Genomic DNA, 13,199 nt, shown 5'->3' on the forward strand with positions numbered 1-13,199 from the left:
TCCCGGAAGGGAATTTCAATCAGTGGCATGATTATGAAAAAAACATTACTCGCAGCTGGCGCCGTGCTGGCACTGTCCTCTTCTTTCACTGTTAACGCAGCGGAAAACGACAAACCACAATACCTCTCCGACTGGTGGCACCAGAGCGTTAACGTGGTCGGCAGCTACCACACGCGTTTCGGACCTCAGATTCGTAACGATACCTACCTGGAATATGAAGCGTTCGCCAAGAAAGACTGGTTTGATTTCTACGGCTACGTCGATCTGCCAGTATTCTTTGGTGGTAACACCGATGCGAAAGGTATCTGGAACAACGGCTCTCCGCTGTTTATGGAAATCGAACCACGCTTCTCTATCGATAAGCTGACCGGCACCGACCTAAGCTTCGGGCCGTTCAAAGAGTGGTACTTCGCGAATAACTACATTTACGACATGGGCCGCAACGATTCTCAGGAACAAAGCACCTGGTATATGGGTCTGGGTACGGACATCGACACCGGCCTGCCAATGAGCCTGTCTCTGAACGTGTACGCTAAGTATCAGTGGCAGAACTACGGTGCCGCGAACGAAAACGAGTGGGATGGCTACCGTTTCAAAGTGAAATACTTTGTGCCAATTACCCAACTGTGGGGCGGTAACCTGAGCTATATCGGCTTCACCAACTTTGACTGGGGCTCAGACCTGGGTGACAACGATTTCCGTGACCTGAACGGTAAGAAAGCGCGTACCAATAACTCCATCGCCTCCAGCCACATTCTGGCGCTGAACTACGATCACTGGCACTACTCTGTTGTGGCACGTTACTGGCACAACGGTGGTCAGTGGAACGACGACGCCAGCCTGAACTTCGGCAACGGCGACTTCAGCGTGCGTTCTACCGGTTGGGGTGGTTACCTGGTTGTAGGTTACAACTTCTAATCAGTGCGGGTTTCGCCCGGTGGCGCTACGCTAACCGGGCCTACGAGCCAAATGTAGCCGGGTAAGGCGTAGCCGCCACCCGGCTTTTTACTGCCTCACCTTGCGCAAAAAATCCGCCAAAGACCTGTCCGCACTTTCGCTAAACCGCCTTTCCGTAGCCACAATATTGAGGCATCTGTCGAGCCGGAAACAGCGATAGTCATCGCGCCGTTCACACCACGCCGCCAGCAGCCAGCGCTCTCCCCAGAAGAACAGCCCCAGCGGCTGAACCTCACGTTTAGACAACTGTCCTGCTTCATCACGGTAATGCAGCGCCAGCACCTGCTGGGCGGAAATTGCCTGATGGATCCTGTCAAAATCGCTGCGGGAGTGGCTTTGCATGCAAAAATCCGGGGCGTAGATCCGCGTCTGCTCCGCCTTTCGACGACTCTCCTCGGGCAGAATCGCCAGCACCTTTTCCTGAGCCGACTCCAGCTCGCGCGACAGCGATTCCCCGCCCCAGGTTTTGAGCAGGCGAATCGCGACGATCAGCGCCTCGGACTCCTTATTTGTCAGCATCAGCGGCGGCAGGTCAAAGCCCGACATCAGCCGATATCCGCTCCCCGCCTCGCCTTCCACCGGCACGCCGGAAAGCGACAGGTCGCGGATATCGCGGTAGACCGTACGCTCGGACACGCCAAGCCGGTCCGCCAGATGCGCTGCCGTTGTCAGACGCCTGCCCCGCAGGATCTGCACAATCTGAAACAAACGGTCAGCGCGTCGCGTCATTTCTTAGTTCGCTCTCAGGCAGGTTGATGGAGGCCGACGCGGTTACCCTCGCTGTCGGTAAACAAGGCGATAGTGCCAATGCCATGCGGCAGTTCCAGCGGGCCAAACACGCACTCGCCGCCCGCAGAGGCGATGCGATCGAGCGTTGCCGCCAGATTGTCAGTATGCAGGTAAATAATAGCGCCCTGCAAAGACGGTGTAACGCCGTCAAATTTTGCCAGGGCGCCTCCGGTGGCGGGATCCTCATGCGGAAAAACGGCCAGCTCCGCACAGTCCATTTTCTCGCGACGCAGCGCAAGCTGCATCACCGGCTCATAAAATTTGATGGCGCGATCCATATCCGAGACCGGAATTTCAAACCAGTTAATGACGCTTTTCATACATCCTCCTGCCTGTTGTTTGGGTTCAGAAGGAGTCTACGACAGGGCTCCTGACAGCATACTGTCAGGAGTGTTTGTCAGGAGCAGATAAAAAAAATCCCGGTCAACCGACCGGGATTTTGATACGCAGTAAACGTCGCCTTACGGCAGAATGGACGGCTGATCCGCGCCTTCTTTTTCGACTTTCTGCTGGAGCAGGTGCTCACGCTTCATGCCGAGTTTCAGCGCCAGGGCGGACGCAACGTAGATAGACGACGCCGTACCGATGGTGACACCAATCAACATGGTCAAGGAGAAGCCTTCCAGAACCGGGCCACCGAACAGGAACAGCATCAGGATCACCATCAGGGTGGTACCGGATGTGATCAAGGTACGGTGCAGCGTCTGGGTCAACGACACGTTAAAGATTTCGTACGGCGTACCGCGACGGATCTTACGGAAGTTTTCACGGATACGGTCAGATACCACGATACTGTCGTTCAGTGAGTAACCGATGACGGACATCAGGGATGCCACAATCGTCAGGTCAATCTCAATGTGGAACAGCGACAGTATGCCCATGGTGATCACCACGTCGTGCGCCAGAGCGATAACCACACCGGCCGCCAGTCGCCACTCAAAGCGGAAACCGACGTACACCAGGATGGAGATCAGCGCCACCAGCAGCGCCATCGCGCCGGTCTGCGCCAGGTCAGCACCTACGCTTGGGCCGACGAACTCAATACGCTTAACCGCCGCGTTCTGGCTGGTTGTTTCGTTAATCACGCTAACAACCTTACTGCCCAGCTCCTGGCTGCCGTTGGCATCGTGCACCGGCGGCATACGCACCATGATGTCGCGGCTGCTGCCAAAGTTCTGCAGCAGCGGCTCTTCAAAGCCCGCTTTCTGCAGCGATTCGCGCATCTGGTCCATATCGACCGGTTTTTCCAGGGAGATTTCAATTACCGTACCACCGGTAAAATCGAGACCCCAGTTAAAGCCTTTCACGCCCATAATGACGATGGACAGAATCAGCAGGAAACCTGAAATGCCGAAGGCCCAGTAGTCCCAGCGCATAAAGTCCCAGACTTTACGGCCGTGGTTCAATTGTTCAACAGTATATTCCTGTGCCACAACGCACTCCTCAGATAGACAGCTTTTTGACGCGCTTGCCGCCGTACAGCAGGTTCACGATGGCACGGGTGCCGACAATAGCGGTAAACATTGACGTTGCGACACCGATACCGGTTGTAATCGCAAAGCCTTTGATCGCGCCAGTACCCACTGCATACAGGATAAGAACCTTAATCAGTGTTGTTACGTTCGCATCGAAGATAGAGCTGAACGCGCCTTTATAACCTTCATCAATCGCCTGCTGAACAGAGCGACCGTTGCTCAACTCTTCTTTGATACGTTCGTTAATCAGTACGTTGGCGTCGACCGCCACCGCAAGGGTCAGAACGATACCCGCAATCCCCGGCATGGTCAGCGTCGCTCCCGGCAGCAGGGACATGATGCCGATAATCAGCACCAGGTTCGCGATCAGCGCGGAGGTCGCAATCAGACCAAACTTCTTATAGAAGAAGATCATGAACAGGATAGAGACCACCAGACCGGCCAGACACGCTTCCAGGCCCTGCTGGATGTTTTGCATACCCAGAGTTGGACCAATGGTACGTTCTTCAACAATCTGAATTGGCGCTATCAGCGCACCGGCACGCAGCAGCAGGGAGAGCTGACGCGCTTCGTTCGGGTTGTTAATACCGGTAATACGGAAGCTGTTACCCAGACGAGACTGGATATTGGCGATGTTAATCACCTCTTCCTCTTTCACCAGCACAGCACGGCCGTTTGCATCTTTCTTACCGCTGTCTTTGTACTCCACGAACAGGGTCGCCATCGGTTTACCGATGTTGTCCTTGGTGAAGTTAGACATGATGTTACCACCCGCGCTATCCAGCGAGATGTTAACCTGCGGCTGGTTGTATTCATCCTGGCTCGACGTGGAGTCGGTGATGTGGTCACCGGTCAGAATCACGCGTTTGTACAGCACAACCGGCTGACCTTCGCGGGTCTGTTTCACTTCGGAGTCACCCGGAATACGGCCAGAGGCGGCAGCAGACTGGTCAACGTTGGTATTCACCAGACGGAATTCCAGCGTTGCGGTCGCACCGAGAATCTCTTTCGCACGCGCGGTGTCCTGGATACCCGGCAGTTCAACCACGATACGGTCAGCACCCTGACGCTGCACCAGCGGCTCGGCCACGCCCAGTTGGTTTACACGGTTACGCAGAATGTTGATGTTCTGCTGAACGGCATATTCACGCGCTTCTTTCAGGCGCGCATCGGTCATCACCGCGCGCAGCTGGTTGCTGCCCTGCGAGGAGATCACCAGGTCACGATGACGTTGGGTCAGGTAATCTACAGCCTGATCGCGCGCCGCGCTGTCGCGGAACGTGATGCTCATGCCGTAGTTATCTTCTTTACGCACGGTGGTGTAAGCGATGCCTTTATCACGCAGATCGCTGCGCAGGCTGTCGATATTCTGTTCCTGCAGCTTGCCGAGCGCGGTATCCATATCCACCTCCATCAGGAAGTGAACGCCGCCACGCAGGTCAAGACCGAGTTTCATTGGCTCTGCATTCATCGCAGCCAGCCAACGCGGGGTTGCAGGGGCAAGGTTAAGCGCCACGACGTATTTATCACCCAGCACGCCCATCAGCGCTTCACGTGCGCGGAGCTGCGTGTCGGTGGTGTCGAAGCGAGCAAGAATTGCGCCCTCTTCCAGTGCCACAGACTTAGCGGTAATTTTTTCTTCTTGTAACGTTTTCTGGACCTGGATCAGCGTTTGCTCACTGGCGGCGACACCGCGCGCGCCAGTGATTTGAACAGCCGGATCCTCACCATACAGGTTGGGAAGCGCGTACAGCAGGCCGACGAGAATCACGACGACCAGCATGATGTACTTCCACAAAGGATAACGGTTTAACACGGCAGTTCCCTTTGGGAAAAGTTGGGATTACAGCGCCTTCATGGTGCCTTTCGGCAGAACGGCAGCTACGAAGTCACGTTTGATGACCACTTCAGTGGTGTCGTTCAGGGCGATTGCAATGTAGCCACTTTCAGCCACTTTGGTTACGCGACCGACCAGACCACCGTTGGTCAGCACTTCATCGCCTTTCGCGATGGAGTCCATCAGCTTTTTGTGCTCTTTGGTGCGCTTCTGCTGTGGGCGCAGGATCATGAAATAGAAGATCAGACCGAACACAACCAGCATCAGAATCAGAGACATTGGGCTGCCCTGCGCTGGAGCGCCTGTTGCTGCTACCGCATCAGAAATAAAAAAGCTCATTCAAATTCCCTCATTATTAAAATTAATCAACGTTCAACGGTGGAACATCCCGCCCCTGACGTTGGTAGAAATCGGTCACGAAGCTCTCTAATTTACCCTCTTCGATAGCCTTACGTAAACCAGCCATTAAGCGCTGATAATAACGAAGATTATGAATGGTATTGAGACGCGCGCCCAAAATCTCGTTGCAACGATCGAGATGATGCAGGTACGCGCGAGAATAATTGCGACAGGTATAGCAATCGCACTCGGAATCGAGCGGGCTGGTGTCACTCTTATGCTTCGCGTTACGGATTTTCACCACGCCATCGGTAACGAACAGATGGCCGTTACGCGCGTTGCGGGTTGGCATGACGCAGTCGAACATATCAATGCCGCGGCGTACGCCTTCAACCAGATCTTCCGGTTTGCCCACGCCCATCAGGTATCGTGGTTTATCCGCCGGGATTTGCGGGCAGACGTGCTCCAGAATGCGGTGCATGTCTTCCTTCGGCTCACCCACAGCCAAACCGCCGACAGCGTAGCCATCAAAACCTATCTCTACCAGACCTTTAACAGAGATATCGCGTAAATCTTCGTAAACGCTGCCCTGGATAATGCCGAACAGCGCATTTTTGTTCTGCAGGGAGTCAAAACGGTCACGGCTACGCTTCGCCCAGCGCAGAGACATCTCCATGGAACGCTTGGCGTAGTCCCAGTCGGCCGGATACGGCGTGCATTCGTCGAAGATCATCACGATGTCAGAGCCGAGATCGTACTGAATCTCCATTGATTTTTCGGGATCGAGGAAAATCGGATCGCCGTTGATCGGGTTACGGAAGTGAACGCCCTGCTCGGTGATCTTGCGGATATCCCCCAGGCTGAAGACCTGGAAACCGCCGGAGTCGGTCAGGATAGGGCCTTTCCACTGCATGAAGTCGTGCAGGTCGCCGTGGAGCTTCATGATCTCCTGACCCGGACGCAGCCACAGGTGGAAGGTATTGCCGAGGATAATCTGCGCGCCAGTGGCTTCAACTTCTTCCGGCGTCATCCCTTTTACGGTGCCGTACGTGCCCACAGGCATAAACGCGGGGGTTTCCACCACGCCGCGATCAAACACCAGGCGACCGCGGCGCGCGCGACCGTCGGTGGTATCGAGTTCAAATTTCATTTTTTCTCCGACGTCAGAAAAACAGTCCAACGTTGTAAAACGGTGCCGCGGACTTATTCCCCGACACGCTCATTCAAAGCCTGCGGATTGTACGTGATAAACATCGCGTCCCCGTAGCTAAAAAAGCGATATTTTTGTTCTACCGCAGACTTGTAGGCATTCATCGTATGCTGATATCCCGCGAACGCAGAGACCAGCATAATCAGCGTCGATTCAGGCAGATGGAAGTTGGTCACCAGCGCGTCAATCACTTTGTACTGGTAACCCGGGTAGATAAAGATCTGCGTATCGCCAAAGAACGGCTCAATCAACTCGCTTTTCGCGGCCTGCGCGGCGCTCTCCAGCGAGCGCACAGACGTCGTACCGACCGCCACGACGCGGCTACCGCGCGCTTTCGCCGCCAGCACCGCGTCCACGACATCCTGCGGCACTTCAGCATACTCAGAGTGCATGATGTGGTCTTCAATGCTGTCCACGCGCACCGGCTGGAAGGTTCCCGCCCCGACGTGCAGCGTTACAAACGCCATCTCAATGCCTTTCGCGCGCAGTTTTTCCAGCAGCGGTTCATCAAAGTGCAGGCCTGCCGTCGGGGCCGCGACCGCGCCAGGCTTCTGGCTGTAGACGGTCTGGTACAGCTCGCGGTCAGCCTCTTCGTCCGGACGCTCAATGTACGGCGGCAGCGGCATGTGGCCGATGGCGTTCAGAATATCGAGCACCGTGCGCTCGTCGTTGAACTCCACCTCGAACAGCGCGTCGTGGCGCGCGGTCATGGTCGCCTTGATGCTCTCGTCATCGCCCAGCAGCAGCTCCGCGCCCGGCTTTGGCGCTTTGGATGCGCGAATATGTGCCAGAATACGTTTATCATCGAGCATACGTTCGACCAGCACTTCAATCTTGCCGCCGCTGGCCTTACGGCCGAACAGGCGCGCCGGGATCACGCGGGTATTGTTAAAGACCAGCAGATCGCCAGGGTTGAGCTTGTCGAGCAAATCGGTGAAAGTACCGTGCGTCAGCTCGCCCGTTGGCCCATCCAGTGACAGTAAACGACAGCTGCTGCGCTCAGGCATGGGATAGTGAGCAATCAGGGATTCAGGTAGTTCAAAGGAGAAATCGGCGACGCGCATGACGTATACTCGTGACTTAAAAACAGGCGGCATAGTCTAGTGCTCACACCCTTTTGCTGCAACAACTAGCCGCCCCCGGACAAATAAAACGCATGAATTTTCTCGCTCACCTGCATCTCGCTCACCTCGCTGACAGCTCCCTGTCCGGCAATTTGCTGGCCGATTTCGTACGCGGCAACCCCGCGGAAGCGTACGCCCCTGAGGTTGTCGACGGGATTTTTATGCACCGCCGCATCGACGTGCTGACGGATAAGCTGCCGGAAGTGACGGAAGCCAAAGCGTGGTTTCGGCCGGAAACGCGCCGCGTCGCACCGATCACGCTTGATGTGATGTGGGACCATTTCCTGTCGCGCCACTGGGCACAGCTCTCGCCGGAGCTTCCCCTGCCGGAATTTGTGCGTTATGCCCATCAGCAGGTGTCGATCATTCTGCCCGACTCGCCGCCGCGCTTTGTGAATCTGAATAACTACCTGTGGTCAGAGCGCTGGCTGGAGCGCTATCGCGAGATGGATTTCATTCAGAACGTGTTGAATGGGATGGCGAGCCGTCGCCCGCGCCTGGATGCGCTGCGGGATTCCTGGTATGACCTGGATGAACATTACGATGCGCTGGAGACCCGCTTCTGGCGGTTTTACCCGCGCATGATGGCGCAGGCGAAAAACAAACAGCTCTAACAGAATTCGTATTGATAGGTAAAAGCTGGCGGAACGATTGTCACCACCTCTTTGTCTTATCCATGAACACTCTCTATACTGGCTCGCGTTGCGTTCCAAATAACCTTAGTATCTACAGGAGAATCATATGGTTCTGGTAACTCGTCCGGCTCCGGATTTTACAGCTGCAGCAGTTCTGGGCAACGGTGAAATCGTTGAAAACTTCAACTTCAAACAGCACACCAACGGTAAAGCGACCGTTCTGTTCTTCTGGCCAATGGACTTCACTTTCGTTTGCCCGTCTGAGCTGATCGCGTTCGACAAACGTTATGAAGAATTCCAGAAGCGTGGCGTGGAAGTGGTTGGCGTCTCCTTCGACTCTGAGTTTGTACACAACGCATGGCGTAACACCCCTGTCGACAAAGGCGGCATCGGTGCGGTGAAATACGCAATGGTTGCGGACATCAAACGCGAAATCCAGCAGGCTTACGGTATCGAACATCCGGACGCTGGCGTTGCGCTGCGCGGTTCCTTCCTGATCGACGCGAACGGCATCGTTCGTCACCAGGTGGTGAACGATCTGCCGCTGGGTCGTAACATCGACGAAATGCTGCGCATGGTTGACGCGCTGCAGTTCCACGAAGAGCACGGCGAAGTGTGCCCGGCTCAGTGGGAAAAAGGTAAAGAAGGTATGGCTGCTTCCCCAGACGGCGTAGCTAAATACCTGTCTGAGAACGTATCCAGCCTGTAATCGGCACGGTTTACGAGAAAGGCCCGCTTATGCGGGCCTTTTTTTATGCCTTGCGCTGCGTTTCCCGCCAGATGCGCCAGGCCATGCCCGCCAGCAGGAGCACGCCCGCGATCAGCACGCCCCACACCAGCAGGGCGTTCATCCAGCTCGCCCGCTCGCCTGCAGAGGTGGCGTTTAGCCGCCCCTCACCGCCCAACGCGACATCATCCAGAATATCGGCCTGCGGCAGGTTCGCCATATCATAGGTCTTGCGCAGATCGGCTGGGATCAGCATGTCAGGTTCCACCTGTGCAGGCTTTGCGGCGCCGTTGCCCCAGGCGAGCACGTACGGCGCTTTACCCTGCGCGTTGAACACCAGGTCATAGCGGTCGCGATGCCCCGTGACGCTCGGCAGGTATTCTGGCAGACGCGCATTCAGCGTCGTGATTTTCACGGCCTGCACCAGGTCCCCGTTTAGCGAAACCGGTCCGGATGTTTTCCCCTCCAGGCGGTAAATCACCTCTTTTTTCAGGGGATGCCATGTGTCTTTTTCCGTACGCCGCCACGCGATCTCCACGGGAAGGACGCCATCGCCGTTCAGCGAGATGCTAACAGCGCTCAGCGGCTGCGGACGCGTCCAGCGCCACTGCGCTTCGGTTGTCGATAACTGCTCCCCTTCCCCCTCAAGATTGATCTCTTCCGGGGCCGCCTGCGCAGGTGCGCTGATTGCGTTTACGCCGGTCAACGTTACCCCCTGGCTCTGCGTATTCAGCACCACCATGAGATAGCGATTCGCCTCGGGAGATAAAACCGTGTCGGTATCGATCCGATCGAGCTTAAGGCGATCCTGGCCGCTGGCGACGTCCAGCAGCGGCATATCTTCGCGAAGGGTATACCAGCGCTTAAGATCCTCGCTGTAATAGACCGACGCCGTTCCCTGCCACGGCGTCTGCGGGGTATTCCAGAGCAGCTGCAGCTGGGATATGGCCAGCTCACCCGTCGTCTGCTCCGGCAAGCTCAGCAGGTAATGCTGCCCGGCTGCGGCGGCTTTTTGCCCCTCCAGCACAATCTCAACGCCGTTTCGGGAACGGAGCCGGATCTTATCGCTGTCACCGGCGTCTGAGGCAGCCGCGAGCGGCGAGGCATCCAGCGGAAAGAGGCGCAGCGCCGTGGATTGCACTATGGCCTGCGGGCGCGTCGCGGCGATCAGGCTAAAGGGAACCGGCTCACCCGACTGGTTAAAGACGCGAACATCATGCAGATCCGCGGATGTGCTCTGCTCATAGACGGCAAGCGGCAGCATCACTCGATACCACCGGGAAGGAACGGACGTGTCGAGTGAACGACCAAAGGCGTAGTCCCGTGGCGATTCCGCCGGTACCTCGTCGCAGAACGCCGGGCCGGAAAGCGCCAGCAGCGCGGTACACGCTACCGCTTTCATCCATTTCATTTTTTATCTCCTGTTTTTGGCGGTAGCGGCGAGAAATAGCCCACTATCAGTACCAGTATCGCCACGCCGATAAACGCCACCGCGCGCGACAGACCGCCTCCGCCCGCGCTGTCCACCAGCATCAGCTTAACCATCACCACACCCAGCAGCGCGGCCCCGCAGAGCCACTCCTGCCGGGAAGCCCGACGGGTGGCATGGATCATGACCACCAGCGCACTCAGCATCCAGAACAGGGCAAAGCTGGTCTGGATAAGCCGCGAATCCCACAGCGATGCCATATTCCAGGCCACGTCGCCGTACCAGGCCAGGGCTCGCATCAGCGCACCGTTCAGCCACCAGAAGCCAAACGCCATGAGCGCGACGGCAGGCCACGGACGCGCTTGCGCAAGCAATGCCGGGTAGTAGCGATCCACCGCCCGATAAAAGACCACCAGCCCCAGCAACGCGAACGCTGCGCCTTCCTCAAGCGGGTTTACCAGCGGGAGCCAGGTTTGACGATAGACCACGCCGTCCTGGAAATTGGTCACCACCAGCAATACCAGCAGCGCCACGACGGCAGGGATCGGTGCCAGACACGCATAGAGCGCAGGCCATTCCCGGAACGGCCACGCGCGACGCCGTACCGCAGCAGAGAGCGCCATAATCACCCCGCCGCCTGCTGCCATCGCTAATCCGCTGCCCCAGGCCGCCATGCCCCACGGCAGAGACCGGGCAAACCAGTAAAGCTCGGCGGCCAGCGCCAGTAAAATCATCCAGCACAGCGACAGGTGTAGCCCCATCGCGATACGCGGCAGAACCCTTTCACCATCGCGCCGCAGCAGCATCAGCGCGGCAGGAAGCGCAACGCACCAGGCCAGGTTTGACCAGCCGGCGGCAACGATCTGCTGATGCCAGATCTGATACCCCACCATCAGCAGCATAACCGGCCACAGCAGCCATTTGCTGGCGTCCAGCTCTCGCCACGCCAGACGAGCGGCCACCTGCCGCCAGCCCCAGACCGACGCCGCCGTCAGCGCCAGCACGCCCGCCAGAATCGGTAATTCTTTCGTAAGTACAAGCTGCGACGCACCCAGCTGCGCTACCAGCCAGAACAGCAGCCCGCCTGCCAGCAGCGCCCAGCTGACCGGCAGAAAAAGAGTCCGCCACAGCCAGGCCGCTGCCAGCCAGCAAAGGCTGAGGATGGCGAAGATAAGGAGCAGGCTCAGCGACGTAACGCCGTCCGTTTGCGCCCACAGCGCGCTGCCGAGGGCCAGCACCAGCAGCGCCGTACCGCTATAGCTCATGCGCCGCTGGTGCTGCTGCACGCCCAGCCAGAGAATACCCAGCCCCTCCAGCGCCCAGGCCATTGCCGTCCAGCGCGCCGACAGCGCCAGCGGAATGGCGAGCGTGGCAAACCCGCCGCCGATCGCCAGCGCTGCCATGACCAGCGGCCGTCCGAGGGAGGGATAGCGCCGCAGCGCGAGGTACGCGAGGGTGAGATAAAATGCGCCGTATCCCAGCGCGCTCAGCGCCGGGCCATATTCCCAGTGTCGGGTCATGCCGTACTGCATCCCGAAGCCGATCAGCGGCGGGGCAAACAGCAGCACGCCGTCAACGATCTGCTTCCCTTTCTCCTGCGCCCGCAGCGACAGCGCCACGCTCAGCACGCCGAAGATCAGCGTATTGGCAATCAGGAACAGCTGGCAGATCCAATAGTCTTCAGGCTGGTAATCACTCAGCCCCCACAGGCCGCCCACGCCGAACGTGAACAACAGCCCGAGCAGGTTCAGCTCGCGCCAGTGCTGCCAGATACTGATGGCAAGAATGCCGATAGACAGCAGGAGATAGAAAGAGAACAGCGCGACAAAGCTGCCGCCCCCGGTAGACAACAGCAGCGGCGCAAGGTAGCCGCCGAGGCTCGCCAGCATGGCCAGGCTCAGCGCCTTCTGCAGCACCGCCAGCCCGACGCTCGCCGCGCAGATCACCACCAGCAGCGCAAAAGCCAGCGTCATCGGCAGCATTTGCCAGAGCCGGAAGGCACCAAACACCGTCAGGTAGAGCACCCCGGTCGCCCCGCCCTGGAGGATCAGCGCATAGACCCGCTGCCTGTGCCGCAGCCGCCACCCAATCGCCAGCAGAACAACGGCAAACAGCGCCGCTGCCACGAGGCGCAGCTCAAGCGGGAACAGGGAATGTTCGACGGTATAGCGCAGCAGGAAAGAGAGGCCGAGGAAGAGCAGCAGAATGCCCAGCTTCGCCAGCGGATTGCCCTGCATGAACCAGCGCGCCAGCGACGTCAGGATGCCGCCAAAGGCTGAAGGCTGTTTTGCCGCAGGGGTCGGGGCCTGGGAAGAAGCGGGTTCTGCCACCGCTGCGGGAATATCGGGTCGCCAGGGGTCGACAGGCGGGAGAGCGTCCTCCACCACTGGCGCGGTAATTGCCTCCGGCGCGGCGGTCTGCACCGGTTCCGACGCGTTCTCAGGCACGCCGCGCTGCTCAAGCGCCTCTATGCGCTGGCGTAGCCGGGCGATCTCCTGCTGCGCCGCCGTACTGCGATTAAACCCGATAACCGCAAGCACGGGCGCAACCAGCAGCGCAAAAACCAGGAATAAACAGCCAAGGATGTAAAGCTCGTCCATGTTTCCACCTTCACCGTAAACGATCTGTTAAGATTGACACAAATCGTTGCATTTGCGCCATCTTAAAAGGTGGAAAC

The 13,199-nt window shown here is 57.9% G+C and carries 12 protein-coding genes; 3 read left to right on the forward strand and 9 right to left on the reverse strand.

Translation table 11 applies throughout. The annotated features are described in order from the left end of the window. The first annotated feature begins 33 nt into the window (after positions 1 to 33). Entirely contained in the window at positions 34 to 918 is an 885-nt protein-coding gene (locus tag N6P30_RS11540; protein ID WP_031275068.1) for a nucleoside-specific channel-forming protein Tsx, read from the forward strand. An 87-nt stretch (positions 919 to 1,005) separates the two neighbouring features. On the opposite strand, the gene N6P30_RS11545 is transcribed toward N6P30_RS11540, so the two are convergent. The 7 genes from N6P30_RS11545 to queA all read right to left on the reverse strand — a co-directional run bounded on the left by N6P30_RS11545 (position 1,006) and on the right by queA (position 7,671). Beyond that, positions 1,006 to 1,686 carry a helix-turn-helix transcriptional regulator gene (locus N6P30_RS11545; RefSeq protein ID WP_008503340.1) on the reverse strand — a complete coding sequence of 227 codons (681 nt, stop codon included), beginning with the start codon at positions 1,684 to 1,686 and terminating at the stop codon, positions 1,006 to 1,008. Between the two features lie 14 nt (positions 1,687 to 1,700). Continuing rightward, positions 1,701 to 2,066, reverse strand: coding sequence for a VOC family protein (locus tag N6P30_RS11550; protein ID WP_008503341.1), 366 nt, complete (start codon positions 2,064 to 2,066; stop codon positions 1,701 to 1,703). Between the two features lie 141 nt (positions 2,067 to 2,207). After that, positions 2,208 to 3,179, reverse strand: coding sequence for a protein translocase subunit SecF (secF, locus tag N6P30_RS11555; RefSeq protein ID WP_008503342.1), 972 nt, complete (start codon positions 3,177 to 3,179; stop codon positions 2,208 to 2,210). Between the two features lie 10 nt (positions 3,180 to 3,189). Beyond that, entirely contained in the window at positions 3,190 to 5,037 is a 1,848-nt protein-coding gene (secD, locus tag N6P30_RS11560) for a protein translocase subunit SecD (protein WP_021241665.1), read from the reverse strand. A gap of 27 nt (positions 5,038 to 5,064) precedes the next feature. Then, on the reverse strand, positions 5,065 to 5,397 hold the full coding sequence (yajC, locus tag N6P30_RS11565) for a preprotein translocase subunit YajC (protein ID WP_000007630.1): 333 nt from the start codon (positions 5,395 to 5,397) through the stop codon (positions 5,065 to 5,067). A gap of 22 nt (positions 5,398 to 5,419) precedes the next feature. Then, complete coding sequence (tgt, locus tag N6P30_RS11570; RefSeq protein WP_003859110.1) at positions 5,420 to 6,547, reverse strand: tRNA guanosine(34) transglycosylase Tgt; 1,128 nt, start codon at positions 6,545 to 6,547, stop codon at positions 5,420 to 5,422. Between the two features lie 53 nt (positions 6,548 to 6,600). Beyond that, a complete protein-coding gene (queA, locus tag N6P30_RS11575; RefSeq protein WP_008503345.1) occupies positions 6,601 to 7,671 on the reverse strand; it encodes a tRNA preQ1(34) S-adenosylmethionine ribosyltransferase-isomerase QueA in 1,071 nt (356 codons plus the stop codon). A 92-nt stretch (positions 7,672 to 7,763) separates the two neighbouring features. Here queA and acpH point away from each other — a divergent pair, with 92 nt between their 5' ends. Next, positions 7,764 to 8,345 (forward strand): ACP phosphodiesterase, encoded by a 582-nt coding sequence (acpH, locus tag N6P30_RS11580; protein WP_023293170.1) that lies wholly within the window; start codon positions 7,764 to 7,766, stop codon positions 8,343 to 8,345. A 127-nt stretch (positions 8,346 to 8,472) separates the two neighbouring features. Then, positions 8,473 to 9,075 carry a peroxiredoxin gene (locus N6P30_RS11585; protein ID WP_008503347.1) on the forward strand — a complete coding sequence of 201 codons (603 nt, stop codon included), beginning with the start codon at positions 8,473 to 8,475 and terminating at the stop codon, positions 9,073 to 9,075. A gap of 43 nt (positions 9,076 to 9,118) precedes the next feature. Here the strand turns inward: N6P30_RS11585 and N6P30_RS11590 are convergent, their stop codons facing one another. Together N6P30_RS11590 and N6P30_RS11595 are read right to left on the reverse strand one after the other, a co-directional pair. Continuing rightward, positions 9,119 to 10,504, reverse strand: a complete 1,386-nt coding sequence (locus N6P30_RS11590; RefSeq protein ID WP_023293171.1) for a DUF3999 domain-containing protein — start codon at positions 10,502 to 10,504, stop codon at positions 9,119 to 9,121. Next, entirely contained in the window at positions 10,501 to 13,122 is a 2,622-nt protein-coding gene (locus tag N6P30_RS11595) for a DUF2339 domain-containing protein (protein WP_023293172.1), read from the reverse strand. The genes N6P30_RS11590 and N6P30_RS11595 overlap by 4 nt, the downstream gene beginning before the upstream one ends. Between the last annotated feature and the right edge of the window lie 77 nt (positions 13,123 to 13,199).

The sequence above is a fragment of the Enterobacter sp. PL1 genome (assembly GCF_945957325.1).
Lineage (GTDB): Bacteria > Pseudomonadota > Gammaproteobacteria > Enterobacterales > Enterobacteriaceae > Enterobacter > Enterobacter roggenkampii.

What these genes read in the sequence shown, in the direction of transcription:
- N6P30_RS11540 (WP_031275068.1), top strand. Translation starts at nt 34, where the DNA reads ATGAAAAAAACATTACTCGCAGCTGGCGCCGTGCTGGCACTGTCCTCT.
- N6P30_RS11545 (WP_008503340.1), bottom strand. Translation starts at nt 1,686, where the DNA reads ATGACGCGACGCGCTGACCGTTTGTTTCAGATTGTGCAGATCCTGCGG.
- N6P30_RS11550 (WP_008503341.1), bottom strand. Translation starts at nt 2,066, where the DNA reads ATGAAAAGCGTCATTAACTGGTTTGAAATTCCGGTCTCGGATATGGAT.
- yajC (WP_000007630.1), bottom strand. Translation starts at nt 5,397, where the DNA reads ATGAGCTTTTTTATTTCTGATGCGGTAGCAGCAACAGGCGCTCCAGCG.
- tgt (WP_003859110.1), bottom strand. Translation starts at nt 6,547, where the DNA reads ATGAAATTTGAACTCGATACCACCGACGGTCGCGCGCGCCGCGGTCGC.
- queA (WP_008503345.1), bottom strand. Translation starts at nt 7,671, where the DNA reads ATGCGCGTCGCCGATTTCTCCTTTGAACTACCTGAATCCCTGATTGCT.
- acpH (WP_023293170.1), top strand. Translation starts at nt 7,764, where the DNA reads ATGAATTTTCTCGCTCACCTGCATCTCGCTCACCTCGCTGACAGCTCC.
- N6P30_RS11585 (WP_008503347.1), top strand. Translation starts at nt 8,473, where the DNA reads ATGGTTCTGGTAACTCGTCCGGCTCCGGATTTTACAGCTGCAGCAGTT.
- N6P30_RS11590 (WP_023293171.1), bottom strand. Translation starts at nt 10,504, where the DNA reads ATGAAATGGATGAAAGCGGTAGCGTGTACCGCGCTGCTGGCGCTTTCC.
- N6P30_RS11595 (WP_023293172.1), bottom strand. Translation starts at nt 13,122, where the DNA reads ATGGACGAGCTTTACATCCTTGGCTGTTTATTCCTGGTTTTTGCGCTG.